25 protein-coding genes and 1 riboswitch are annotated in these 22,505 nt (G+C 66.8%); of the genes, 13 read left to right on the top strand and 12 right to left on the bottom strand.

Annotated elements, in window-relative coordinates; translation table 11 throughout:
- Nucleotides 1–187: 187 nt before the first annotated feature.
- On the top strand, nt 188–1,582 hold the full coding sequence (locus tag ACFDS3_RS01045) for a DegQ family serine endoprotease (RefSeq protein WP_375260557.1): 1,395 nt from the start codon (nt 188–190) through the stop codon (nt 1,580–1,582).
- Between the two features lie 77 nt (nt 1,583–1,659).
- Here the strand turns inward: ACFDS3_RS01045 and ACFDS3_RS01040 are convergent, their stop codons facing one another.
- Both ACFDS3_RS01040 and ACFDS3_RS01035 read right to left on the bottom strand, forming a co-directional pair.
- The gene (locus ACFDS3_RS01040) at nt 1,660–2,157 is read right to left on the bottom strand and encodes a peptidoglycan-binding protein (RefSeq protein WP_375260473.1); all 498 of its coding nucleotides are present in this window, start codon (nt 2,155–2,157) and stop codon (nt 1,660–1,662) included.
- A gap of 63 nt (nt 2,158–2,220) precedes the next feature.
- Nucleotides 2,221–2,610: an OB-fold nucleic acid binding domain-containing protein gene (locus ACFDS3_RS01035; RefSeq protein ID WP_375260472.1), complete on the bottom strand. Its 390-nt coding sequence runs from the start codon at nt 2,608–2,610 to the stop codon at nt 2,221–2,223.
- Nucleotides 2,611–2,713: 103 nt separating this feature from the next.
- Here ACFDS3_RS01035 and ACFDS3_RS01030 point away from each other — a divergent pair, with 103 nt between their 5' ends.
- Entirely contained in the window at nt 2,714–3,037 is a 324-nt protein-coding gene (locus ACFDS3_RS01030) for a 2Fe-2S iron-sulfur cluster-binding protein (RefSeq protein ID WP_375260471.1), read from the top strand.
- 45 nt (nt 3,038–3,082) lie between these two features.
- Here ACFDS3_RS01030 and purD read toward each other — a convergent pair whose 3' ends face one another.
- Nucleotides 3,083–4,348, bottom strand: a complete 1,266-nt coding sequence (purD, locus tag ACFDS3_RS01025) for a phosphoribosylamine--glycine ligase (protein WP_375260470.1) — start codon at nt 4,346–4,348, stop codon at nt 3,083–3,085.
- A gap of 110 nt (nt 4,349–4,458) precedes the next feature.
- On the opposite strand from purD, the gene xseA reads away from it, so the two are divergent.
- Nucleotides 4,459–6,015, top strand: coding sequence for an exodeoxyribonuclease VII large subunit (gene xseA, locus ACFDS3_RS01020; protein ID WP_375260469.1), 1,557 nt, complete (start codon nt 4,459–4,461; stop codon nt 6,013–6,015).
- Here xseA and ACFDS3_RS01015 read toward each other — a convergent pair.
- Nucleotides 6,012–6,407, bottom strand: a complete 396-nt coding sequence (locus tag ACFDS3_RS01015; RefSeq protein ID WP_375260468.1) for a hypothetical protein — start codon at nt 6,405–6,407, stop codon at nt 6,012–6,014. The two genes, xseA and ACFDS3_RS01015, sit on opposite strands and share 4 nt — an antisense overlap.
- Entirely contained in the window at nt 6,397–7,482 is a 1,086-nt protein-coding gene (locus ACFDS3_RS01010; protein ID WP_375260467.1) for an alkane 1-monooxygenase, read from the bottom strand. Before ACFDS3_RS01010 ends, ACFDS3_RS01015 begins: the two co-directional genes overlap by 11 nt.
- A 116-nt stretch (nt 7,483–7,598) precedes the next feature.
- Between ACFDS3_RS01010 and ftsY the strand changes: the two genes are divergently transcribed.
- Together ftsY and ACFDS3_RS01000 are read left to right on the top strand one after the other, a co-directional pair.
- Nucleotides 7,599–8,783: a signal recognition particle-docking protein FtsY gene (ftsY, locus tag ACFDS3_RS01005; protein ID WP_375260466.1), complete on the top strand. Its 1,185-nt coding sequence runs from the start codon at nt 7,599–7,601 to the stop codon at nt 8,781–8,783.
- Entirely contained in the window at nt 8,780–9,181 is a 402-nt protein-coding gene (locus tag ACFDS3_RS01000; RefSeq protein ID WP_375260465.1) for a GNAT family N-acetyltransferase, read from the top strand. The genes ftsY and ACFDS3_RS01000 overlap by 4 nt, the downstream gene beginning before the upstream one ends.
- A gap of 4 nt (nt 9,182–9,185) precedes the next feature.
- Here ACFDS3_RS01000 and ACFDS3_RS00995 read toward each other — a convergent pair whose 3' ends face one another.
- Entirely contained in the window at nt 9,186–9,671 is a 486-nt protein-coding gene (locus tag ACFDS3_RS00995; RefSeq protein WP_375260464.1) for an MgtC/SapB family protein, read from the bottom strand.
- Nucleotides 9,672–9,868: 197 nt separating this feature from the next.
- On the opposite strand from ACFDS3_RS00995, the gene ACFDS3_RS00990 reads away from it, so the two are divergent.
- Nucleotides 9,869–10,456: an inner membrane-spanning protein YciB gene (locus ACFDS3_RS00990; RefSeq protein WP_375260463.1), complete on the top strand. Its 588-nt coding sequence runs from the start codon at nt 9,869–9,871 to the stop codon at nt 10,454–10,456.
- On the opposite strand, the gene ACFDS3_RS00985 is transcribed toward ACFDS3_RS00990, so the two are convergent.
- On the bottom strand, nt 10,453–11,361 hold the full coding sequence (locus tag ACFDS3_RS00985; RefSeq protein WP_375260462.1) for an alpha/beta hydrolase: 909 nt from the start codon (nt 11,359–11,361) through the stop codon (nt 10,453–10,455). The two genes, ACFDS3_RS00990 and ACFDS3_RS00985, sit on opposite strands and share 4 nt — an antisense overlap.
- Before the next feature lie 125 nt (nt 11,362–11,486).
- Nucleotides 11,487–11,565: riboswitch (SAM riboswitch) on the top strand.
- A 41-nt stretch (nt 11,566–11,606) separates the two neighbouring features.
- On the opposite strand from ACFDS3_RS00985, the gene metZ reads away from it, so the two are divergent.
- From metZ to ACFDS3_RS00970, 3 genes are all read left to right on the top strand, one after another.
- Nucleotides 11,607–12,788 (top strand): O-succinylhomoserine sulfhydrylase, encoded by a 1,182-nt coding sequence (gene metZ, locus ACFDS3_RS00980; protein WP_375260461.1) that lies wholly within the window; start codon nt 11,607–11,609, stop codon nt 12,786–12,788.
- Nucleotides 12,789–12,878: 90 nt separating this feature from the next.
- Nucleotides 12,879–13,976: a GTP cyclohydrolase FolE2 gene (gene folE2 / locus ACFDS3_RS00975; RefSeq protein ID WP_375260460.1), complete on the top strand. Its 1,098-nt coding sequence runs from the start codon at nt 12,879–12,881 to the stop codon at nt 13,974–13,976.
- Nucleotides 13,976–14,569, top strand: a complete 594-nt coding sequence (locus ACFDS3_RS00970) for a GNAT family N-acetyltransferase (RefSeq protein WP_375260459.1) — start codon at nt 13,976–13,978, stop codon at nt 14,567–14,569. Before folE2 ends, ACFDS3_RS00970 begins: the two co-directional genes overlap by 1 nt.
- Nucleotides 14,570–14,587: 18 nt before the next feature.
- Here ACFDS3_RS00970 and ACFDS3_RS00965 read toward each other — a convergent pair whose 3' ends face one another.
- The gene (locus tag ACFDS3_RS00965; RefSeq protein ID WP_375260556.1) at nt 14,588–15,577 is read right to left on the bottom strand and encodes a P1 family peptidase; all 990 of its coding nucleotides are present in this window, start codon (nt 15,575–15,577) and stop codon (nt 14,588–14,590) included.
- Nucleotides 15,578–15,688: 111 nt separating this feature from the next.
- On the opposite strand from ACFDS3_RS00965, the gene ACFDS3_RS00960 reads away from it, so the two are divergent.
- Nucleotides 15,689–16,252, top strand: coding sequence for a DUF1523 family protein (locus ACFDS3_RS00960; protein ID WP_375260458.1), 564 nt, complete (start codon nt 15,689–15,691; stop codon nt 16,250–16,252).
- On the opposite strand, the gene ACFDS3_RS00955 is transcribed toward ACFDS3_RS00960, so the two are convergent.
- A complete protein-coding gene (locus tag ACFDS3_RS00955; protein ID WP_375260457.1) occupies nt 16,249–17,064 on the bottom strand; it encodes a sulfotransferase family protein in 816 nt (271 codons plus the stop codon). The genes ACFDS3_RS00960 and ACFDS3_RS00955 overlap by 4 nt on opposite strands.
- Nucleotides 17,065–17,187: 123 nt before the next feature.
- Between ACFDS3_RS00955 and ACFDS3_RS00950 the strand changes: the two genes are divergently transcribed.
- On the top strand, nt 17,188–18,765 hold the full coding sequence (locus ACFDS3_RS00950; protein WP_375260456.1) for a DUF5928 domain-containing protein: 1,578 nt from the start codon (nt 17,188–17,190) through the stop codon (nt 18,763–18,765).
- A 13-nt stretch (nt 18,766–18,778) separates the two neighbouring features.
- Nucleotides 18,779–19,159, top strand: coding sequence for an HIT domain-containing protein (locus tag ACFDS3_RS00945; RefSeq protein ID WP_375260455.1), 381 nt, complete (start codon nt 18,779–18,781; stop codon nt 19,157–19,159).
- A gap of 25 nt (nt 19,160–19,184) precedes the next feature.
- On the opposite strand, the gene ACFDS3_RS00940 is transcribed toward ACFDS3_RS00945, so the two are convergent.
- The gene (locus ACFDS3_RS00940; protein WP_375260454.1) at nt 19,185–20,129 is read right to left on the bottom strand and encodes an ABC transporter ATP-binding protein; all 945 of its coding nucleotides are present in this window, start codon (nt 20,127–20,129) and stop codon (nt 19,185–19,187) included.
- 131 nt (nt 20,130–20,260) lie between these two features.
- On the opposite strand from ACFDS3_RS00940, the gene ACFDS3_RS00935 reads away from it, so the two are divergent.
- Nucleotides 20,261–20,446, top strand: coding sequence for a zinc-finger domain-containing protein (locus ACFDS3_RS00935; RefSeq protein WP_375260555.1), 186 nt, complete (start codon nt 20,261–20,263; stop codon nt 20,444–20,446).
- Nucleotides 20,447–20,496: 50 nt separating this feature from the next.
- Here ACFDS3_RS00935 and ACFDS3_RS00930 read toward each other — a convergent pair whose 3' ends face one another.
- Both ACFDS3_RS00930 and ACFDS3_RS00925 read right to left on the bottom strand, forming a co-directional pair.
- Nucleotides 20,497–21,696: a lytic murein transglycosylase gene (locus tag ACFDS3_RS00930; protein ID WP_375260453.1), complete on the bottom strand. Its 1,200-nt coding sequence runs from the start codon at nt 21,694–21,696 to the stop codon at nt 20,497–20,499.
- Between the two features lie 181 nt (nt 21,697–21,877).
- Complete coding sequence (locus ACFDS3_RS00925) at nt 21,878–22,468, bottom strand: gamma-glutamylcyclotransferase family protein (RefSeq protein WP_375260452.1); 591 nt, start codon at nt 22,466–22,468, stop codon at nt 21,878–21,880.
- Nucleotides 22,469–22,505: the final 37 nt, after the last annotated feature.

The raw sequence follows: 22,505 nt of genomic DNA, 5'->3' as shown, positions 1-22,505 counted from the left end.
GGTATTGAGGCTGCGCGACTGATCGTTGTGTTGAGGGTGGTCGGTCTTATCTTCTACGACATGCGAGGCATCAGCAGGACGATCGAACGTCCGGCAGACCCGCAAGGCATTCGACCTCAAGGAGAGCAGAGTGACGAGACTCACCACTACCCCCGCGCGCCAGGTTCGCCGTCTGACCACGGCCCTGATGTTGGGCACCGCCGCGATCGTCGCGCCGGCGGTCAGCGCGAACGCCACCCCCGAGACCTTCGCCCCGCTGGCCGAGCAGATCAGCAATTCGGTGGTCAACATCACCACCTCGACCATGGTGTCGCGCGAAGCGATGCAGATGCCGCAGATCCCGGAGGGCTCGCCTTTCGAGGACTTTTTCCGCGACTTCATGGAACGTAACCCCGAGCAGGGCGCCCCCCGCCGCAGCCAGGCGCTGGGCTCGGGCTTCGTGATCTCGGAAGACGGCTACATCGTGACGAACAACCACGTCATCGAAGGCGCCGACGAGATCCAGATCGACTTCTACAACGGCGATACCCTCGACGCCGAGATCGTCGGCACCGATCCGCAGACCGACATCGCCCTGCTGAAAGTGGCCAGCGACGCGCCGCTCCAGCCGGTGCCGTTCGGAAACTCGGACGAGGCCGCAGTGGGCGACTGGGTCATGGCCATGGGCAACCCGCTCGGGCAGGGTTTCTCGGTTTCGGCCGGGATCGTGTCGGCACGGAACCGCGCGCTCACCGGCACCTATGACGATTACATCCAGACCGATGCCGCCATCAACCGCGGCAACTCGGGCGGACCGCTGTTCAACATGGACGGCGAAGTGGTCGGCGTGAACACCGCTATCCTGTCGCCCAACGGCGGCTCGATCGGCATCGGGTTCGCCATGTCGTCGAACGTGGTCCAGAACGTGGTCGACCAACTTCGCGAGTTCGGCGAAACCCGCCGCGGCTGGCTGGGCGTCCATATCCAGGACGTGACCGAGGACATAGCCGAAAGCATGGCTCTTGAAGAAGCCGCCGGTGCGCTCGTGACAGACGTGCCCGCGGGTCCCGCCGAAGCGGCGGGGATCGAAGCTGGCGACGTGATCACCTCGTTCAACGGTGCCGAGGTCGAGGATACCCGCAGCCTTGTCCGCCGCGTCGGCGATGCGCCCGTGGGCGACACCGTGCCGCTGACCGTCTACCGCAATGGTGACGAGGTCGAGCTGGAGGTTACCCTTGGCCGCCGCGAGGAAGCCGAAGCCGTGCGTGCCGCCGTCCAGAGCGACGAGACGCAGGAAAGCGAAGAGACGAGCGTGCTCGGCGTCAGCGTGCAACCGCTGACCGACGAGATGCGCGAGCAGCTGGGCCTGCCGGCCGATCAGCAGGGCCTTGCCGTGACCGATGTGGCCAGCGACAGCGAAGCCTACGAGAAGGGCATCCGCGCGGGCGACGTTATCACCGAGGCCGGGCAGGAGCAGATCGCTTCTGTCGCGGATCTCGAGGAGCGGATCGAGGCTGCCCGTGAGGCGGGGCGTCGGTCGCTGCTGCTGCTTCTGCGGCGCGAGGGCGAGCCGCGCTTCGTGGCGCTGCCCCTCGAAGACTGACCCGGGCGCCCGAACGGGCCCCGTACCGGGCGCGCTCTTTCGGGAGCGCGCCTTTTTCGTTGCCGGTCGCGCCGTGGTCAACGCTCGGCCAAGGCCTCTTCGCGGTCATACACGATCAGCCCGAGCCGCTTTCCGGCCGCGATGCTGAGCACGTCGGAATTTATCCCCTCGACCTTCTGAAAGGCGCGGATGGCCTGTCGGGTTTCGCGGTCGATCCCGCCGGTTGCGGGGCCGTCCATGTAGCCCCGCACGATCAACGCGCGTTGCACACTGGCGATGAATTCGGGCGTCCAGGCGTCGCGGCAGGGGGTGTCGAACCAGATCTCGTCCCGCGCCGCGACGATGCGGTGCGTGGTTTCCGTGTGATAGCGTCCGCCGGAATCGGCGCGGCTTTCGGTCACCGTCTCGACCACGGCGGGGGTTTCGTCGCGGGTCTGGCAGATCTGGGGGCGGGTCAGGTCGACCCGTTGCTCGGGGGTTGCATGCAGGATCGGCTCGACGAATCGGCTCACGTCGGGTCGGGCCGGCGCGCAGGCAGACAGCGCAAGAAGCGCAAGGATGGACGGGCGGAACATGCTGCTCGAACGGGCCTCTGCTGGACCTTTGCGGCAAAGGCTATCCGCGCGCGTCCGGCGGGCCTAGCCCCGGTTCGTCCCATTCTCGTCCGCTGTGGCTTCCACGCGCACCAGATCGTCCAGCATCCAACTGATATCCTCGATCTGCTCGGCGATGACGTGACAGATCCCGCTGTCGCGCTGCACACGCCCCGTCACTCGCAGGCAGCGCCCGGCAATCACTGCGCGGCGGAACCGTTCGTAGATCGCGCGCCAGACGATCACGTTGCAGACGCCGGTCTCGTCCTCGATCGTCACGAACACGACCCCCTTCGCCGTACCCGGCCGCTGCCGCAGCAGAACCAGTCCGGCCACGGTCACCCGCGCACCGTTTGGCGGGCGATGCAGCCAGTCATGGGGCAGGGCGGCTGGCGGACGGGGCCAGCCGGCGTGGGGGGATTCGAAATCGACCATGGTAGAACAGGTGTAGAACATGATCGGCCGGTGGCCAATCCTGCACTGGCATCGTGCGGCAAGTGGACCTAGCTATGGCCCGACGAATGCGAAGGAGCCCCAGATGGCGAAGATCACCTATATCGAGCACGACGGCAAGGAACACGTCGTGGACGTGGCCAATGGCATGACGGTCATGGAAGGCGCGCGCGACAACGACATTCCCGGCATCGAGGCCGATTGCGGCGGCGCCTGCGCCTGCTCGACCTGCCATGTCTACGTGGCCGAGGATTGGGTCGAAAAGCTGCCGGCCCGCGATCCGATGGAAGAGGACATGCTCGACTTTGCCTACGAGCCCGACCCGAGCCGCTCGCGCCTGACCTGCCAGCTCAAGGTGACGGACGACCTTGACGGCCTGGTCGTTCACATGCCCGAAAAGCAGATCTGACGCCGACTGCGGCCCTTTTTGCGGGGGCCGCGCCGCTGGCGCGTGTCAGTGGAGCGCGCGCCAGCCGATGTCGCGGCGGCAGAACCCTTCGGGCCAGTCCACCGCATCGATCATCGCATAGACCCGCTGGCGCGCTTGGCGCAGGTCGTCGCCCCGCGCCGTCACCCCGAGCACCCGTCCGCCATTCGCCACCGGCCGCCCGTCGCGCAGTGCCGTGCCCGCGTGAAACACAACCTGCGAGGACGTCGCCGTGAGGTGCTCGAGTCCGCCGATCGCGCTGCCCTTCTCGTAGGCGCCGGGATACCCCTTGGCCGCCATCACAACGCACATCGCATGGTCGTCGGCCCAGTTGACCCGCGCCTCGGCCAGCCGTCCCTCGGCGCAGGCCTGCATGAGGTCGAGCGCCTGCGCCCCGAGGCGGATCATCAGGCACTGGCACTCCGGGTCACCGAAGCGGGCGTTGAACTCGACCAGCCGCGGCTGTCCGTCCTCGATCATCAGGCCGACGTAGAGCACCCCGGAATAGGGCGTGCCGCGGCGCACAAGTTCGCCCACGCAAGGGCGCACGATCTCGTCCAGCGCCTTGCGCGTGACCTCTGCGTCCATGATTGGCGCGGGCGAGTAAGCACCCATGCCGCCGGTGTTGGGGCCCAAGTCGCCCTCGCCGACGCGCTTGTGGTCCTGCGCCGTGCCGATCGGCAGCACGTTTTCACCATCCACCAGCACGAAGAACGAGGCTTCTTCGCCGGTCATGAACTCTTCGATCACGACCGCCGCGCCTGCGCCGCCGAACTGGCCGCCGAAGATGTCGTCGACCGCGGCTTTCGCCTCGTTGACGGTCTCGGCCACGACCACGCCCTTGCCGGCGGCAAGGCCGTCGGCCTTCACCACGATCGGCGCACCCTGTTCGGCCACGTAGGCCTTCGCGGGCTCGGCCGATTCGAAGCGGGCATAGGCGGCGGTCGGCGCGCCCACGGCATCACAGAGCGCCTTGGTGAAGCTTTTCGAAGTCTCGACCATCGCCGCCTCCCGGTTCGGACCAAAGACGGTCAGCCCGGCCGTACGAAGCGCGTCGCCCACGCCCGCGGCGAGCGGGGCCTCGGGGCCGATGATGACCAGGTCGACCGCATTTTCGCCGGCGAATTCCGCGACGGCCGCGCCGTCTTCGATGTCGATGTCAGAGCATTCCGCGATGCCGGAAATCCCGGCGTTACCGGGAGCCACGATCAGGCGGTCGCATTTCGGATTCTGCAACACCGCCCAGGCCAGGGCATGTTCGCGACCGCCGCCGCCGAGGATGAGGATGTTCATGGGCGCATCTCCCGCATGGATCGCCCCGCCGATATCGAGCTCCGCCCCCTTTGTGAAGATCACGCGTCCCGAGCCTTCAATCCGCCACGCGGCCAAGGTAGTCCTGCCGTATGGATCTGTTCGAAGACGACCGCAGCGGGCCGGGCGGGAATGCCCACGAATTCACGGTGTCCGAGATCTCGGGCGCGGTGAAACGCGTGATCGAGGGCGAATTCGGCCGCGTCCGCGTGCGCGGCGAAGTCGGTCGCGTCTTCGTCGCGCGGTCGGGGCATCTCTACTTTGACATCAAGGACGATCGGTGCGTGCTCGCCTCGGTGGTCTGGAAGGCCCAGGTGGGCGGCCTGACCCAACGCCCCGAAGAGGGGATGGAGATCATCGCCAGCGGAAAGCTGACGACCTTCGGCTCGCAGTCAAAATACCAGCTGACCGTCGATGACGTGCGGCCGGCGGGTGTCGGTGCGCTGATGGCGATGCTCGAGAAACGCAAGAAGGCGCTCGAGGCCGAGGGGCTCTTTGCGGCCGAGCGCAAGCGCCCGCTGCCCTACCTGCCCGAGGTGATCGGCGTCGTGACCTCGCCCTCAGGCGCGGTGATCCGGGATATCCTGCACCGCCTGCGCGAGCGGTTTCCGCGCAAGGTCCTGGTCTGGCCCGTGGCCGTGCAGGGCCGCGACTGCGCCCCGCAGGTCGCCGCGGCGATCCGCGGCTTCAACGCTCTGAGCCCCGGGGGCGTCGTGCCGCGGCCCGACCTTCTGATCGTCGCGCGGGGCGGCGGCTCGATCGAGGACCTGTGGGGGTTCAACGAAGAGATCGTGGCCCGCGCCGCTGCCGAAAGCGAGATCCCCCTCATCTCGGCGGTGGGGCACGAGACGGACACGACGCTGATCGACTACGTCTCGGATCGCCGCGCGCCGACGCCCACGGCGGCGGCTGAACTCGCGGTGCCGGTGCGGATGGAGCTTCAGATCACGCTTGACGGGCAGGGGGGGCGGCTGAATCGCGCGTTTTCGCAGGGAATCACGACGCGGCGGCAGCGGCTGTCGGACCTGTCGCGCGCGCTGCCCCGCCCCGAGAGCCTGACCGCCGGGGCCCGCCAGCGCTTCGACTGGATCGAGGCGCGGTTGCCGCAGGCGCTGCTGGCGGGCGTTGCGGCCCGGCGGGCGCGCCTGGATGCGGCCGCTGCTGCGCTGCGACCAGCGACCCTGCGCGAGCGGATCGGGAATTGCAGCACAGCCGCCTCGGGCTTGGGAGCGCGCCTCGCTCCGGCGCTGCGGCGCGGAGTGCGCGAGCGCGAGAGGGCGGTTACAGGGCTGGCCGCACGCCTGTCGCCACGTTCGATCGCCCGCGAGACCGAGCGCGGCCGTCGCGAGCTGACCCGCATCGAAGATCGGCTGAACCGGGCCTTCTGCGCGCGGATCGACAGCGCACGGCAAAGGCTCGACGGCCTCGACCGGCTCCACTCGACTCTCGGATATCGAGAGACCCTCGCGCGCGGCTACGCCGTGGTGCGCGAGGGCGACGAGATCGTCACCACCAAGGCCCGCGCAAGCGAGGCGCGCACGCTCGAGATCGAGTTCGCGGATGGGCGTGTGACGGTCGGGCAAGGCGGCGGCACACCGAGGCGCAGCAAGCCGAAACCTCCGCCGCCCGAGCAGGGGTCGCTGCTCTAGACGCCGACCTCGGGTCCGACGCAGTAAAGCGGCTCGTCCGTCGGGGCGGTCGAATAAAGCGTAGTGTCGCCGGACGGCCCCTGGAGCTCGGCCCGCAGCCCCGCGCCTTCTCGGTAGAAGCGCCAGCATTGGACCGGCGGGCCGTCCTCGTAGACGAAACAGATGTCCGGGCCGTCGGCATACCACTGCCCCGACAGGCATTCCCCGTCGAGGAACGACCATTGGACGGAGCGGTCAGGCCCATATTCCTCAACCCCGTAAGGGATGCCGTTCGCAGCGTAGCTGAAGGTCTTGCCCGCGGTGAAGCCCTCGAACGCCTCGGCACCGAGTGGGGCGTCCTGCGCCCAGGCCAGCACCGGCAAGCCGCAAAGAAGGAGGATGCTACGCAACATGCTCGGACCCTGCCATGTCGGTCGGCTGCCGCGCAACGGGCTTGGCCGCCTGTCGCCACCGTTCTGCACGGTGATCCATCACCCGCCGCCAAACATGCGGCAACAGCGCGATCCCTGCCATGAGCGGCAGCGAGGACGGCAACCGCGGTGCCACGCTGGCTGGAGGCAGTCCAAGGTGGTGAAATGGCCTTGCCGGGTGCGCGTGGTGGTCGGAATGGCGCGGCGCCTGCAGCATCATTGCCCCCGAATACCAATGCGGCGCATTCCAGCTGTGGGCGGGGCCGACGCGTTCCAACTTGCCGCTGGGCAGGCGCCGCCGTTCCAGCCCATAATGTTGCACATAGTCCGACAAAAGCAGCTGCAACTGCGCAAGGAACGCGAGCGCCACGTACCATGCCGCACCGGCGATTCCCGCCAGCGCCATGGCGGTGATGATGCACAAGAGGCCGCCGCCGACATAGGCGATGTAGGGGTCGTGGCGCTGCCAGCGGTCTCCGTGGCGGGCTTGAAGGAGGCGTCGCTCGGCCCTGTGGCCGGCGCGAAAGCTGCCGATCCAGCACCGCGGAAAGTAGGTGTATAAGCTTTCGCCCATCCGTGCCGTTGCCGGGTCGTCGGGCGTGGCGACATGGGCGTGGTGCACCTTTGGGTGGGCCGAGGCGTGGTGGCCGTAGAGCACGGACACGAAGAGGGCGGTGCCCAAGCGCCGCAAGCTGCGGGACGGGCGGTGGATCAACTCGTGCGCATTCGAATTGCCGACCTGCCCCAGCCACAGCGCCGCCGTGTAAAGCAATCCGATCTTCGCAACTGCACCGTGGTCGCCGCCGGCCAGCCGGACCACGACGAACGGGATCAGCGCCAGCTGCGCGATCCCGATCAGGACCGACAGCGTGTCGCCCGCGGGAAATTCGACCTCTTCCGGCTTTCCTGGCAGGGCGACGCGGACAAGCAGGTCGAGCGCGCCGACCAGAACGGTCATCGACACCACCGCAAGCCAGACCCACACCCCGCCATGGGTCAGCCCCAGGATCAGCGGCACAAGAGGGGCAAGCGTGGCGACGGCAAAGAGGGCTGGCACGGAAACCTCGGTTTCAGGCGGTGGCGCATTTCCATACCTCAGAAATGCGGTAAAAGCGCGGCCGACTTTCACGTCCCGCCCATTCGTCCTAAGTGGGCGGGGAAGGGGAGCCGCCAATGTCGTTTTTCAACAAGCTGAAGTCCAAGCTTTTCAAGTCCTCTTCGCAGCTCGAAGAAGGGCTCGACGCGATTGTGGAGGATGGCGGCGAGCTGTCCGAACCAGAGCAGCCCGAGATCCCCGAGCCGCCGCAGCCTGAGCGGCAGCCGGAGCCTGCGCCTGAACCGTTCCCCGAGCCGCAGGACCCGGAGCCCGCTCCGCGTCCGCAAGAGGTGCCCGATCCCGCCCCATCCGAGGTGCCGCAGGGCCCGGTGCCGGTCGAGAGTCCGACCGATACGCCGCCGGGGCAGACGAGTTCGGGCAGCCTTCTTGGGCGTGTTTTCGGCCGTCCGGGCGCGGCGCCGGTCGTGCGACGGCCGCTTGACGACGATATGCTGGAAAGCCTCGAAGATCTGCTCATCACCGCGGACATGGGCGTCGAAACCGCCGCCCGCGTCACCGCCAACCTGGCCGAGGGGCGCTATGGCCGCCGCGTGTCGACGCAGGAAATCAAGGAGGCGCTGGCCGAAGAGATCGCCCGCATCATGGAGCCCGTCGCGCGGCCGCTGCCGCTTTACCCGAAAAAGCCGCAGGTCGTACTTGTCGTGGGGGTGAACGGGTCGGGCAAGACGACGACGATCGGCAAGCTCGCCAGCCAGTTCAACGCGGCGGGCAAGCGCGTCGTAATCGCCGCCGGCGACACCTTCCGCGCTGCGGCGGTCGAGCAGTTGCAGGTCTGGGGCGACCGTGCGGGTGTGCCGGTGATGACGGCGCCGCAAGGCACCGATCCCGCCAGCCTTGCCTTCGACGCACACAAGAAGGCGGAAGAGGACGGCGCGGACCTTCTGATGATCGACACAGCTGGCCGCTTGCAGAACCGCGCCGACCTGATGGAAGAGCTCGCCAAGATCGTCCGCGTGATCCGCAAGCGCGACGAGACGGCGCCGCACAACACGGTGCTCGTGCTTGACGCTACGACGGGGCAGAACGCGCTGAACCAGGTCGAGATTTTCCAGAAGATCGCGGACGTCTCGGGCCTCGTGATGACCAAGCTGGACGGAACGGCGCGGGGCGGCGTGCTGGTGGCGCTGGCCGACAGGTTCGGCCTGCCGATCCATGCGATCGGCGTGGGCGAGCAGATCGACGACCTGTCACCCTTCGATCCCGAGGAATTCGCCGCCGCGCTGACGGGGCTGACACGATGAAAGAGCTGGTCTGGAAACAGGGCGACACGCCCATCGTCGGGGAATACCTCGAGCTTCGCCAGGCGTGCGAGCTGGGCCGACACAATGCGGGATCGGCAGCCAAAGGGCTGTCTGGATCGCTGCATTGCGTGACGGCGAAGGTGGGTGCGCGCCTTGTTGCGATGGGTCGGATCGTGGGGGACGGCGGAATGGCCGTGACCTTGGTGGACCTGATGGTCGCCCCGGATATGCGTGGGCAGGGCGTAGGTCTCGAGGTGGTCGAACGCCTGATGTCCTGGTGCCGGGATGAACTGCCGCGGTCCTGCCAGATCACCGCGATTCCGCAGCCGGGGAGTTACTCGCTCTATAAAGGGGCGGGATTTGAGATTCGCGGGGGCATGGCGCTGACCCTGCCTTGAGCTGTCACTCCCGCTTTTCGCGACGCCGTTCGATCATGCCCAGGATTGCCACGACCAGCACCACGATCGCGGTGGCGATGGCCGCCAGCGGCATCTGACCCGCCCCACAGGCCAGGCCGATCGCGCCGACGAGCCAAAGCGAGGCGCCGGTGGTGATGTTCTTCACCTTTCCGCCCGAGGTGAAGATCAGGCCGGCGGCAAGGAAGGCGACACCGGCCGTGGTCGCTTCGATCAGGCGAAGCGGGTCCACGCGCTTGGCCTCGTCGCCGCCGAACTCGAGCGAGCTGAGCTCAAGCCCGACGAGGATGAACAGGCATGCCGCAATCGACACCAGCATGTGGGTGCGCAGGCCTGCCGCCTTCTGGCGCCACTCACGCTCGAACCCGATGATGCCGCCGAGAATCATGGCCATCGCGAGCCGAACGGTGGCAATCAGCGGCGGAACCTCCGAAAACGTGCCGTTCAGTTCATCGATGATCGTGGCGAGCATGCACTATCCCTTGCGCCTGTTTGACATTTCGCATTGTTCTCGCATCGCTTCGGTCCCGGGTAAACGGGGCGTGACTTGGCAGGTGTCGGTACGGTGGCTATCTGGTGGTGCAATGAGCAGGGTCGTCTATGTCTGGCCCTGTTGCCCCGGATCGCGCTAGGTGCGGTCATCGGAATTCAGCGGGTGAGGCTTTCGACATGACGCGCAACGGGTTGAAGACGGCTCTGGAAATCGGGCCGGTGGCCTTGTTCTTCGGCGCCTACCTGATGGTCCGCGACCGCACGTTCGATGTTCTGGGCACCGAGTATACCGGCTTTATCGTCATCACCGCCGCCTTCGTGCCGCTGATCGCGCTGTCCACGTTCCTGCTGTGGCGCCTGACGGGCGAGCTGTCGAAGATGCAGATCGTGACGCTGGTGCTGGTCGTGGTATTCGGCGGACTGACCGTGTGGTTCAACGACGACCGCTTCTTCAAGATGAAGCCGACGCTGATCTACCTGATCTTCGGCGGGGTTCTTGGGGCCGGATTGCTGCAGGGAAAGAGCTACCTGCGCATGGTGATGGGCGAGGCGATTCCCCTGGACGAGGAAGGGTGGATGAAGCTGACCCGCCGGTTCTGCGCCTTCTTCTTCGGGCTTGCGGTCCTGAACGAGATCGTCTGGCGCACGATGTCCACCGATGCTTGGGTGAACTTCAAGACCTTCGGCCTGACCGCGGCAATCTTCGTGTTCTTCGTCACGCAGAGCAAGCTGTTCCGCGAGCACGGCACCCAGTCGAACGACTAGGCGCTGGTGGCGGATCGCCGCGGCACGAGGCGCGCAGACAGGGCTGCGCCGACACGGGTCCAGCGGGCCTCGGGCGTCGGCAGGTGGTTGCGCAGGACGCCCAGAGGAAGGCGGCGGTCCGCCAGCAATCCGCGGTAGAGGTGCAGCAGGCCGGGCCGCGTGAAGGCCGACCAGTGGCTGACCAGCGTCTCGGGCTCGGCAATCGGATAGCCTAACGTCGCCAGTGCACGGCGCGTGCCCGCCGCGTCGATCTGCAGGTCCAGCCAGCGGCGATCCTCGGTACCAAGGCCCGACCCGATCGACACGTCGCGGAAGCCCATCAGTGCCTCGACGAGCGCGTCGAACAGATCGTTCTCGCGGCTTGTCACGTTGACGATCTCTGCCGCGCGTGCGGCAGGGGCTGCGAGGGCCGCGCACGCCTCGCCCCGCAGGGCAGCGCCGGTCATCAGGATCACGCGGTCCACCGAGGCGGCGGGCGCAAGCGTCAGCGCCTGCAGGCAGACCCGCGCCCCCATGGAATGCGCCAGTAGGTGCACCCGCCGCCCCTGCGCCGCGATGGCCGAGATCAGGCCCGCCAGCGGCCGAGCGGCCTTGGCGCTGCGCCGCCACACCTGCCAAATCGAGCCGCGGGCGGGCCAGCCGAACCCGATGCACAGCGGTTCGGCTCCGCCTTCGCCCACGCCCAGTCCGGCCGGCCACGACGCCACTCGACCGCAGCGCGGCATCGTTGTTGCGGCAAAAAGGTGGCGGTGCGGGGAATGCAGCGTTGATCGAGGATCGTACTTATAGCCGTGGACCATGATGATGACGGGGGCGGTTCGGGCTAGGCGGCTCAGGGAACGGCTGAGCGCCTCATGCCCTTCGAGCGCGCCTTCGGGCGTGGCATTGACGGCAAGAATAGGCATGACCTTCTCCCGCGACCGACCCTAGATCTTGTGGTCATGTTTGCGCCGACGGCTAAGACGGTTCGGTGACGCGGGCGTGAAGTATGCGTGACTTATCTTGACGATTCAGCGCGACGGTCCTACCCCGAAGCCTACGTGGCGATTTGTTCACCGGATTGCGGGCCACGCTAAAAACTCCGCTAAAGAGGTCGGTCGCGGACCGTCCCTTCATCGGTGGGTCGAGACGCGAAAGGTACGATCATCCCATGACCAACGACAGAAAGACCCGGACCCGCCTGGTCCATGACGGGATCCGCCGCAGCCAGTACGGCGAGGTCAGCGAGGCGATCTTCCTGACCCAGGGCTTCGTATACGACAGCGCCGAGCAGGCCGAGGCCCGGTTCGACAAGCTGGGCGAGGACGAGTTCATCTATGCCCGCTACGGCAACCCGACCGTCCGTATGTTCGAGGAACGTCTCGCCGCAGTCGAAGGGACTGAGGATTGCTTTGCCGCCGCAAGCGGCATGGCGGCCGTCAACGCGGCGCTGATGTCGATGCTGAAGGCCGGGGACCACATCGTCTCGGCCCGGGCGCTGTTCGGCTCGTGCCTCTATATCGTCGAAGAGATCCTGACCCGCTTCGGCGTCGACGTGACCTTCGTCGACGGCACCGACCTTGATCAGTGGCGCGAGGCGATCCGCCCCGACACCAAGGCCGTGTTCATGGAGATGGTCTCGAACCCCGCGCTCGAGGTGATCGACCTGCGCGCCGTGGCCGGTCTGGCGCACGAGGTCGGCGCGACGGTGATCGTGGACAACGTCTTTGCCACGCCGATCTACACCCGCGCGGTCGAGCTCGGTGCCGACGTCGTGGTCTATTCCACGACCAAGCATATCGACGGGCAGGGCCGTGCACTCGGCGGGGCGATCTGCGGCACGCGCGGGTACATCCGCAAGACACTCGAGCCCTACCTCAAGCACACCGGCGGCGCGATGTCGCCCTTCACGGCCTGGATCATGCTGAAGGGGATGGAGACGCTGGACCTGCGCGTCCGCGCCCAGACTGCGGCGGCGCAGGAGCTGGCCGAAGCGCTGTCGGCCCATCCCAGGCTGTCGCGGGTGATTTATCCCGGCCTCGCAACGCATGCCCAGCACACGGTCGCGCGCGACCAGATGACCGGCTTCGGTACGGTCCTGTCCCTCGACATTGCAGGCGGGCGGGATGCGGCGTTCCGGTTCCTGAACGCGCTGCAGATCGTGACCATCTCGAACAACCTCGGCGATGCAAAGTCGATCATCACCCATCCGGCCACGACGACCCATTCGCGCCTGTCCGAGGATCAGCGCGCGCATCTGGGGATCGGGCCGGGGCTGGTCCGGCTGTCCGTGGGGCTCGAGGATCCCGAGGATCTGCTGGCCGACCTGACCGCGGCGCTCGACGTGACCTGACCTGTCGCGGCCCGGGTCTTTTGACGCGAGCCGTAGATCCGGCTCTAAGAATGCCTATGTAAAGGGCGGGTTCGTGGAGGGACGAAGGTCATGAACGTACAGCCGCGCGATTTCGACACGCCGACCACCCGCGAGGAGGCGGCCGACCTGCTTGACCGTCTGCGCGGCTGGGCTGCGGTGGCGCATCCCGCAGAGCTGGACGACCTCGACCCTGCGCTGCGCACCCTCGTCGAGGGAGACAGCCGCTCCTATCCCCCCCTCAGCCGGACCTATCCCGAAGAGTTCCGGGCTGATCCTGCCTATGTTGCGCAGATGCCGGACCTGCAGAACGGGCCGGCCAGCCTGATCCGGGGCGCACGGCGGTCCATCCAGCATGTCGGCATTTCGAACTTCCGGCTGCCGATCCGCTACCGGCTGCGCGACGGCGGCGAGGCGATGCTCGAAACGTCGGTGACGGGTACGGTAAGCCTAGAGGCCGAGAAAAAGGGCATCAACATGTCCCGCATCATGCGCAGCTTTTACGAGCATGCTGACGAGACTTTCGGCCTCGACGTGATCGAACGGGCGCTGGACGGCTACAAGACGTCGCTCGACAGCTTCGACGCCCGCATCCAGATGCGCTTTGCGCAGCCCTTGCGGGTCCAAAGCCTGCGCTCTGGCCTGTCGGGCTATCAGTATTACGACGTCGCGCTCGAACTGATCGACCGCGGGAGCGCACGGACCCGGGTGCTGCACCTGGACTATGTCTATGCCTCGACCTGCCCCTGCTCGCTGGAGCTGTCCGAGCACGCGCGCCAGAGCCGGGGCCAGCTGGCCACGCCGCATTCCCAGCGCTCGGTTGCCAGGATTTCGGTCGTGGTCGAGCCGGGCGTGGACCTCTACGTCGAAGACATGGTCGAGCTGTGCCGCAGGGCCGTCCCGACCGAAACGCAGGTCATGGTGAAGCGCGAGGACGAACAGGCCTTCGCAGAGCTTAACGCTGCGAATCCGATCTTCGTAGAAGACGCCGCCCGGCTCTTTGCGCAGGCCTGCGAGGTCGATCCGCGGATCGGTGACTTCCGCATCGTCGCCAGTCATCAGGAAAGCCTGCACAGCCACGACGCGGTCAGCGTCTTGACCGAGGGCGACACGTTCGACGCGATCAGCATCGACCCGCGCCACCTGCAGACGCTGGTCCACGCGGGCTGATGGGCCGCGAGGTTCGCACCACGCTCCGCGACGGCACAGGCGTCGTGCTGCGCGATGTGGAGCCGGGCGATGCCGCCGCACTTGTCGCCGGATTCGAGCGGCTTTCCCGGCAGAGCCGCGTGTTCCGTTTTCTGCGAGCCGTCGAACGGCTCGAGCCGCGGGACGTCGAGGCCTTCACCCACCCCGACCATACGACTCACGAGGCCATCGGTGCCCTTGTCGAAGAGAAGGAGGGAAACGTCCCGGCCGGGATCGGTCATTTCTTCCGTGCGCCGAATGCGCTCGACCGGGCCGAGCTGGCGCTGACGGTGATCGATCCTTACCAGCAGAAGGGGGTGGGCTCGCTGATCCTCGGGCGGCTTCTGCGGCGGGCGGCCGAAGTCGGCATTCGCCGGTTCGATGCTGTGGTCCACATCCGGAACGAGGGGATGGCGCGCCTGCTGCGCCAGCTTGGGGCGACCAGCTTTCTTGACGGCACGACCCGATTCTACGACCTGCCGGTGCATTCGGACCCGGCGTCCTATCCCGACACCCGCGCTGGCGATACCGTGCGGCGGGCTTGGGCGCTTCAGGCGATATCCGTCGCCGTCTGACGGTGCGCATTCCGCAGGCTAGCCCGCGTTTCGCCCGAAGCGCATCGCCCATGTCGGCGCCGGGTCCGCGATGGCCGGCGTTGCGTGCCACACGGCGCGAGCGATAGCGCGGCTGAGGCATGCGGCGGCGGCGTGGCCGATCAAGGCGAAAGCTGCGGAATCGGGCGCGGCCTGAGCATTCGTCGCGGCCGCGAACACGAGGTCTCCGTCGAAAGGAGTGTGCGCGGGAATGATCGCGCGCGCGAGGCCGTCGTGCGCCGCCGTGGCGAGCCGCGTGGCACCTGCCTTGTCCAGCGTGGCGTCGGTGGCGACGATCGCGATCGTCGTGGCGGTGCCGGGTCGCGCGGCCTTCGTCTCGACCGCGGCACGCTGCGGGGCGCCGAGGCCGCCGAACTCGTCCTGAATCTCGAAGGGGGCGGCCCAGAAGCGGCCCGTCTCGGGGCAGCAGGTGCCGCCGAGCGGATTCGCCGCGACGAGCGCGCCCACGTGGTAGCCGTTGTCGAGCACGGCCGAAGCCGAGCCGATCCCGCCCTTCAAACCGCCAGCGATGGCCCCGGTGCCTGCGCCGACCGACCCGATTTCGAACTCTGGCGCTGCGGATTCGAGCGCCTGCCGGCCCATGGTCGGATAGGGGCTGTCCGACCACCCGTGGTCGCCGCCCGCGTCGAGGTCGTAAAGGATGGCGGCCGGGACGATGGGTACAACATGTCCGGTCACCACGAACCCTCGCCCCATGCGGCGCAGCCCCTGCATCACCCCGTCCGCCGCGGCGAGCCCGAAGGCCGAGCCGCCCGATAGCACCAGCGCATCCACGCGATCCACCAGCTTGTCGGGGGCGAGAAGGTCCGTCTCGCGGGTGCCGGGGGCGCCGCCCATGACGTGAACGCCGGCGGTAAAGCGGTCCTGGCCCAGCAGGGCGGTGACGCCGGACTTCGCCACGGTGTTGCGGGCGTGACCGACCAACAGGCCGGGAACATCGGTGATGAGGTTGCGGGCGCCGGGTCTCATGCCGCGGAGCATGGGTCGGGCCTGCCTGTCCCGCAACCCCGGGCGGGCGAAAGATGGTAGCTTCGCGGACCCACAGTTGCGATAGGGTGGGCAACAGGCGGAAGGTGCACCATGAAACGACTGAGACTGATTCCCCTTGCCGTCCTCGCGCTCGCGCTGCTGGCGCTGCTGCACTACGTGTTGCCGCAAACCGACGTGGTACGCATCGTCAACACGGATATCCGGCGGATGGACTTCGGAGCGAACGCGATCTTCTATTCGCGTGCCGAGGGTGGCACGAACGTCAGCGGAACGCGCGACGTGCGGTTCATCGAAACGGTCGACGCAGATGGCGACCCGATGGTCTATCGCAACGAGGATACCGGCTGGGGCTGGCCATTCTACTTCAAGTTCGACAGCGCCGACCTGCAGGCGCGGGCGGCCGATCTGACCTCGACCCGAGAGGCGCCCATCTGGGTCGCGGTGCGGCACTATGGATGGCGGTCGCGGCTGTTGTCGGCGTTCCCCAACGCCACCTCGATCCGCCGCGTCGAGGGGCCGGACGCGGGCACCTTCCCTTGGCTGGCCCTGTCCATTCTCGTCGGTCTGGCCGTGGTGGGCGGCGTCCTCTTTCGCGTCGTGCAGCTGTTCTGGCGGAACACAGTCCGGCCGCTTTTCGACCGTGGGCGGGGCTAGCCGAGCTTGGCGTGAACCTCGTCGAGGTCGATCTCGCCCTTTGGCATCTTGTCGGACGGATTGTCGAAATCGTAGCGGAAGAGCCGGAAGTCGCGGTGATAGATCTCCCACATCAGGTGCATGGAGAGATCGTCGAAATAGTCCTCGACCGGGTGCGCGCGTTTCGGGCCGTGTCCTTCGGACTCGTTGAAGCGGGGGATCGTATCCAGATCGATGGAATGCGGCGTCTCGATCGCGTCGAGCACGCTCTGCATCCCCTCGTTGAACCGCTCGGTCCAGAAGATGCGGTCATAGTGCCCCCCATTCGCGATGAAGGTCGACACGTGGCCACTGGTCGCGGACCAGTGGATGTCGGGGTCCATGGGTTTGCGCCAGCGGATGGTGTCGCGGACGAACAGCAGGAACCGCCGGAACGACGCGATCTGGTCGAACTCTTCCTTGCCGTCGGGACCGCCAAGCTCGATTCCGTATTTTTGCACCAGGAGCGGCACCATATTGCCGCGGTAGCGCTTGCCGTTGCGCTGGATGCCGCAGATCTTGTCGAAAAACGAGGACAGCACCCGGGTGTAGGGATTGCGCACGCAGGTGAAGGCATAGACGTCCCGCGACTTGACCGCACGCGAGATCGGCTCGTGACTATCTTCGAGCGCCCATTTGTGCAGGCCCTGATCGGCGTCATGGATGTCGCCGTCGAAGAACGTCCCGTGGTCCGAGAAATACATGATCTGCCCGATGGTCGAACACGCGCATTTCGGCACGACGCGGTACATGACACTCTCGCTTGGTGTCATCCAGGTTCCGGGAAACCCCATGCATCCAACTCCCAACCGGGCCTCCGCCCATCCGCGACGAATTGCAAAGAACACCTGTCTTCGCAATCGCGGTTTAGGGTATGGGAAGCAAGTGTTGCGGCTTTACGAACTGTGTTCTCCTGAATGGCTAAAATTGCCTATCTTCTTCTTTGCCATAAAGACCCCGATGCAGTGATCGCGCAGGCGCGGCGTCTGACGGCGATGGGCGACTTCATATCGATCCACTTCGACCGGCGGGCGAGCGCCGCCAGTTTCGAGCGCATCCGCACGGAGTTGAAAGACCATTCCGGGGTCGTGTTCGCCGGGGAACGGCTGAAATGCGGGTGGGGGGGCTGGAGCCTTGTCGCAGCGACCTTGGCGGCCCTGGAAGCGGCGGTCGAGAACTTTCCGCGGGCGACGCATTTCTACCTGCTGTCGGGCGACTGCATGCCGATCAAGTCGGCCGTCCGCTGTCACGAATTCCTGGACCGCGAAGCGGTGGACTACATCGAAGGGCACGACTTTTTCGAAAGCGACTGGATCAAGACGGGCTTCAAGGAAGAGCGGCTGGTCTATCGTCACCCCTTCAACGAGCGTACGCAGAAGCGACTGTTCTACCTCAGCTATGAGGCGCAGAGGCGGCTTGGCCTGACGCGATCGGTGCCGTCCGACCTTCGGGTCATGATCGGGTCGCAATGGTGGTGTCTGCGGCGCGGGACCGTCGAGGCGGTGCTTGAGTTCTGTCGCGCCCGCCGCGATGTGATGCGCTTTTTCCGCACGACGTGGATTCCGGACGAGACATTCTTCCAAACGCTCATCTACCACCTCGTGCCCCGCGCCGAGATCAGGAACCGCACGCCGACCTTCCTGATCTTTTCGGATTACGGGATGCCGGTGAACTTCTACAACGATCACTACGACCTGCTGCTGGGCCAGGATTACCTGTTCGCGCGCAAGATCAGCTCTGAGGCGATGGAGCTGAAGAAGCGGCTGGGCGACTTGTATGCCGAGGACCGCACGGACTTTCCCCTGTCGGGCGAGGGGCGGCGCATCCACGCCTACCTGACCCAGCGGGGGCGGGTCGGCCGTCGCTTCGCCCCGCGGTTCTGGGAGCGTGACTCGAGTCTTGGGCTCGGACGGCAACTGATGATCCTGACGTGCAAGAAGTGGCACGTCGCCAAGCGCCTGTCCGATCGCATCCGCGACGAAACCGGCATTCCGGCCGTCGGCTATCTTTTCAACGAGATCGACGAGAACTTCCCAGACCTCGGCGGCATCGAAAACATGCTGGCCAAGCGCCACAGGCACCGCCGAGCGCTGCTACGGCTGTTGATGGACCATTTCGACACGGACCGCCTGGTGATCTGCCTGGACCCGTCAGACCTTGCCCTCATTCAGGATTTCGCAGCGGATCGGTGCGAGACGCGGATTCTCGAACTCGAATGCGATTTCTCCTATGCGTACCTGCGGGGGCATGCCGGGCGCCTGCACCTTGTAGGGCCGGGCGCCTCCGACGAGTCGTTCAGCCGGCTGCTGCCAACCATTCGTGCGGATATCGCGTTTGAGCATCAGGCAATTCGCGAGGCCGGATTTGCCGCCGCCGAGCGCCTGGTCGAGGGGATGCCGCCCGAGACCTGGGGCGAGCCAATCGCGAAATTTCTTGCCATCGACCCCGAGAGCGCGAGACGTGTGGCCGACATTCCCTATCTCTTCACCGACTAAGCCGGAGGGCCCCATGCCGTACGACTACGACGACCAGAACATCTTTGCCAAAATCCTGCGCGGAGAGATCCCGAACGACATGGTGATGGAAACCGAGCACACGATCGCCTTCAACGACATCGGCCCCAAGGCGCCGATCCACGTGCTGGTCTTGCCGAAGGGATCTTACGTCAACCACGACCACTTCCACGCCGAGGCCACCGACGCCGAAATCCTGGATTTCGCGCGCGTCACGGCCCGCATCATTGCCGACAAGGGACTGGCGCCCGGCTCGGGTGGGGACGGCTACCGGGTGATCGGCAACGCCGGTATCGACGGCCTTCAGGAAGTGCCGCACTACCACCTGCACATCCTTGGCGGCCGCAACCTCGGCGCGATGGTCCCATCCGCCTGAGCTGCCCTTTCGCAAACTGCCGGCGTCAGGCGGCCTGCGTCGGACTGCGGGTGAGGTCGAGAAATACGTCCTCGAGCCGCGGTTCCTCGATTGAAACATCGGCGATCCCGATGCCTGCCTCACGCAGCGCAGCCAGCACGTCCCCGGGGCGTGTCCGCGTCTTCGCGTACTTGAAGGCAAGCGTGCCGTCCTTGCGCCGCTCCATCTCGACGCCATCGGGCAGGGCGATGGTGGCGGGCACATCGCCGTCCGGCTCGATCACAAGCGTCTTGGCGTCGACACGGCTGATGAGCTGTTTCGTGGTGTCGCGCACCAGCACCTCGCCGTGGTGGATAATGGCGATCTCGTCGCACATCTCCTCGGCTTCCTCGAGGTAGTGGGTGGTCAGGATGATCGTCTTGCCGGCCTCGTTCAGCCGCCGGACGTTCTGCCACAGCATCTGGCGCAGCTCGATGTCCACGCCGGCCGTCGGTTCGTCCAGCACAAGGATCTGCGGGTCGTGGACCAGCGCCTTTCCCAGCAGCAGGCGCCGCCGCATCCCGCCCGACAGCGCGCGGGCGTAGGCATCGCCCTTGTCCTCAAGGCCGATCATCCGCAGGATCTCTTCCGTCCGCCTTTCAGAGCGAGGCACGCCGTAAAGCCCGGCCTGCACGTCAAGACTGCCGCGCGGGGTGAAGAACGGGTCGAGGTTCAGCTCCTGCGGCATCACGCCGATGGCGGCGCGGCTTTGACGCGGGTTCACGTCCTGGTCAAAGCCCCAGATGCTGACCGATCCCGAGGTCTTGGTCACGAGGCCGGCGAGGATGTTGATCAGCGTCGACTTGCCCGCACCGTTCGGGCCCAGCAGGCCAAAGATCGACCCCTGCGGGATCGTCAGGTCCACCCCCTTGAGCGCATGCTTCGCGGGCTGCCCCTTTGAGGGGGCATAGGTCTTTGTCAGGCCTTCGATCTCGATGGCATTATGTCCCACGTGTGCTCCTGCCCTTGTCCCGCGCAACCCAGCGCGGTTATCATGCCGGCCGACCTAGACCCGGGGCTTTCCCGGGCAAGATACGAAGGATCCCCCGCATGTCCGAGAAACCGGTCGACAACCACGGGCCGCTGCCCCCCACCGGCGTATACGATGCCCCCGAGACCGTCCATGTCTCCACGACCCGCGTGTCCTGCGACGGCGGCATGACCCACCCGCGCGTGTGGCTGCAGATCCCCGAGGATCGCAGGTGGGTCGAGTGCGGCTACTGCGACACGCGGTTTGTGCTGGAAGAGGGCGCTGGCGGCGGGCACTGAAGTCTCCGGACGGCGCCGAGCCCCTTGGCGGGAGTCGGCGCCATTTCTTATCAGAGCGCGTTCAGGAGTTGCTGCGTCGGCCAGGCGTCCACGGGCAGGCCGAGGCGCGCTTGTTCGGCGCGGACGGCCGCGCGCGTGCCAGCGCCGAGGATGCCGTCGACCTCGCCCACATCGTGGCCACGCGACTGCAGCTTGCGCTGCAATTCCTTCATCTCGGCATCGGACAAGGGCGGCGTCGGATTGCCGACGTTGAAGATCTGCGCGCCTTCGAGCCGTGTGCCGAAATACGCGGCCGTCAGGACGTAGGTGAAGGACTGGTTCCACTCGAACAGGACCGAGAAGTTCGGGTAGGCGAGGAAGGCCGGCCCGTCCTTGCCCTGCGGCAGGATCAGCGAGGCGGGAAGGTCTGGCCTGTCGATCGAACCGTCCCGCGGCGTCACGCCCATGCGGGTCCATTCCTCGGCCGGCCGAGTGTTCTCGAGCCCTGACTCCTCCCACGGGAAGCCCGCCGGGACCGAGACTTCTTCGAGCCACGGCTCGTTCGGGCGCCAGCCGAGGTCGGACAGCATCTTGGCCCCGGACATGAGCGCGTCGGGTGTCGAGGTCTTGAGGCGCACCTGCCCGTCGTCGTCGCCGTCCACGCCGTTCAGCAGGATGTCCACGGGCAGCATCTGGACCTGCCCGATCTCGCCGGCCCAGGCCCCGGTGGTGCTGCGTGGATCGAGATCGCCACGTTCGTAGAGCTCGAGCGCGGCCATCACCTGCGGCTGGAACAGTTCAGGGCGGCGGCAGTCGTGGCTGAGGGTCACAAGCGAGTCGACCGTGTTGAAGTCGCCCTGCACCGCGCCGTAATCGGTCTCGAACGCCCAGAACGCCATCAGGACGCCGCGGGGGACGCCGTAGATCTGCTCGATCCGGTCGAAAACGTCGGCATAGCGCTCGGCGTTCTGCGCGCCGCGATCCATGCGGCTTTGCGAGATCAGGCGTTGCGCGAACTCGACAAAGGGCAGGCTGAAGACGCCTTGTCGGCGATCGGCGGCGATCGTGTCCTGGTCTTGGCGCACGCCCGAGAAGAACCGGGCAGCCGCGGCCGGATCGGCGCCGCGTTGGACGGCGGCCTGCTCCATTGCGTCGGTGAAGGCGACAAAGTCGCCGCCGCAGGGCACGATGATTTCGCCCCCGCGTTCGGTCGCGGCAGCGGCGGGTGCGGCAGCCAGGCATAGGCAAATGGCGGAAAGGATCGGTCTCATGTAATCTCCTGGGTCGCGCACATCTCAGGCTGCAGGGATAGAGGGTGCCGCGCCGGCGGCAAGCCGTCCTCGCGCGATCGTGCAGCCGAGGAGCGCCAGCTGGTGGCCTGCGAAGCGGGCCTCTTAGGGTGGGCCAGCGCTTGCCGCGCGGTCTGCGGGGAGGGGCGACCGCGACGCCCGCTCAGGGCGCGGCGTCGTGACCCAGGCCGGTCTCGTCCACGTGGATGCGCTCGACACCGATCTCGCTGAGCCAGCGGTCGACAAGCGTCACCTCCGCCGCCGCAAGCTCCTGGGCGCGGGGATAGAGCGGTGCGGCGCGGTCGTCGGCGACGGGCAGCGACCAGTTATCGGTCGTCTTGAAGAAGCGTGCGACGCCGGCCTCTCCGAACTCTGCGAGGAAACCCTGCACCACCACGTCGAGGTAACTGAGCAGGATCGGACAGCTCTCGCGATCATCGGTGCGCGCGGGGATAGAGTAGACCGCCACATGGGGCGCCGCGTCCATCTCGTGCCGGATCTTGCTGGCCGGGACGCGGTCGTAGCCGGCTTCGCGTTGGTCGAGCGCGGCCCAGTCGTGGCCCGGAACGGGAGCGATCAGCCCGTCGATCTCGGAGCCCGGGACAGGACGCGCAGTCAGGAAGGCAGACGGGCGCAGCGCAGTGGCACGCCATTCGCGGCGCCAGCCGGGCAGCGTGGCCCGATGTGCCGGTGTGTAGACGTGGGTGCGGCGGTTCACGAGGCTGCCGTAGCCGAAGAAATAGGGGTCGGACATGACCTGCTGTGTCCGGCGAAACGCGGCACGGCGCAAG

Source organism: Palleronia sp., assembly GCF_042089775.1.
In the GTDB taxonomy this organism is placed as follows: Bacteria; Pseudomonadota; Alphaproteobacteria; order Rhodobacterales; family Rhodobacteraceae; genus Palleronia.
Note: the sequence above shows the minus strand (reverse complement) of the source record. Positions and strands in the feature narration are given on the sequence as shown.

Excerpts from the sequence above, each read along its gene's own strand:
- ACFDS3_RS01045 (WP_375260557.1), top strand. The coding sequence starts at position 188 with ATGTTGGGCACCGCCGCGATCGTCGCGCCGGCGGTCAGCGCGAACGCC.
- ACFDS3_RS01040 (WP_375260473.1), bottom strand. The coding sequence starts at position 2,157 with ATGTTCCGCCCGTCCATCCTTGCGCTTCTTGCGCTGTCTGCCTGCGCG.
- ACFDS3_RS01035 (WP_375260472.1), bottom strand. The coding sequence starts at position 2,610 with ATGGTCGATTTCGAATCCCCCCACGCCGGCTGGCCCCGTCCGCCAGCC.
- ACFDS3_RS01030 (WP_375260471.1), top strand. The coding sequence starts at position 2,714 with ATGGCGAAGATCACCTATATCGAGCACGACGGCAAGGAACACGTCGTG.
- purD (WP_375260470.1), bottom strand. The coding sequence starts at position 4,348 with ATGAACATCCTCATCCTCGGCGGCGGCGGTCGCGAACATGCCCTGGCC.
- xseA (WP_375260469.1), top strand. The coding sequence starts at position 4,459 with ATGGATCTGTTCGAAGACGACCGCAGCGGGCCGGGCGGGAATGCCCAC.
- ACFDS3_RS01015 (WP_375260468.1), bottom strand. The coding sequence starts at position 6,407 with ATGTTGCGTAGCATCCTCCTTCTTTGCGGCTTGCCGGTGCTGGCCTGG.
- ftsY (WP_375260466.1), top strand. The coding sequence starts at position 7,599 with ATGTCGTTTTTCAACAAGCTGAAGTCCAAGCTTTTCAAGTCCTCTTCG.
- ACFDS3_RS01000 (WP_375260465.1), top strand. The coding sequence starts at position 8,780 with ATGAAAGAGCTGGTCTGGAAACAGGGCGACACGCCCATCGTCGGGGAA.
- ACFDS3_RS00995 (WP_375260464.1), bottom strand. The coding sequence starts at position 9,671 with ATGCTCGCCACGATCATCGATGAACTGAACGGCACGTTTTCGGAGGTT.
- ACFDS3_RS00990 (WP_375260463.1), top strand. The coding sequence starts at position 9,869 with ATGACGCGCAACGGGTTGAAGACGGCTCTGGAAATCGGGCCGGTGGCC.
- ACFDS3_RS00985 (WP_375260462.1), bottom strand. The coding sequence starts at position 11,361 with ATGCCTATTCTTGCCGTCAATGCCACGCCCGAAGGCGCGCTCGAAGGG.
- metZ (WP_375260461.1), top strand. The coding sequence starts at position 11,607 with ATGACCAACGACAGAAAGACCCGGACCCGCCTGGTCCATGACGGGATC.
- folE2 (WP_375260460.1), top strand. The coding sequence starts at position 12,879 with ATGAACGTACAGCCGCGCGATTTCGACACGCCGACCACCCGCGAGGAG.
- ACFDS3_RS00970 (WP_375260459.1), top strand. The coding sequence starts at position 13,976 with ATGGGCCGCGAGGTTCGCACCACGCTCCGCGACGGCACAGGCGTCGTG.
- ACFDS3_RS00965 (WP_375260556.1), bottom strand. The coding sequence starts at position 15,577 with ATGAGACCCGGCGCCCGCAACCTCATCACCGATGTTCCCGGCCTGTTG.
- ACFDS3_RS00960 (WP_375260458.1), top strand. The coding sequence starts at position 15,689 with ATGAAACGACTGAGACTGATTCCCCTTGCCGTCCTCGCGCTCGCGCTG.
- ACFDS3_RS00955 (WP_375260457.1), bottom strand. The coding sequence starts at position 17,064 with ATGGGGTTTCCCGGAACCTGGATGACACCAAGCGAGAGTGTCATGTAC.
- ACFDS3_RS00950 (WP_375260456.1), top strand. The coding sequence starts at position 17,188 with ATGGCTAAAATTGCCTATCTTCTTCTTTGCCATAAAGACCCCGATGCA.
- ACFDS3_RS00945 (WP_375260455.1), top strand. The coding sequence starts at position 18,779 with ATGCCGTACGACTACGACGACCAGAACATCTTTGCCAAAATCCTGCGC.
- ACFDS3_RS00930 (WP_375260453.1), bottom strand. The coding sequence starts at position 21,696 with ATGAGACCGATCCTTTCCGCCATTTGCCTATGCCTGGCTGCCGCACCC.
- ACFDS3_RS00925 (WP_375260452.1), bottom strand. The coding sequence starts at position 22,468 with ATGTCCGACCCCTATTTCTTCGGCTACGGCAGCCTCGTGAACCGCCGC.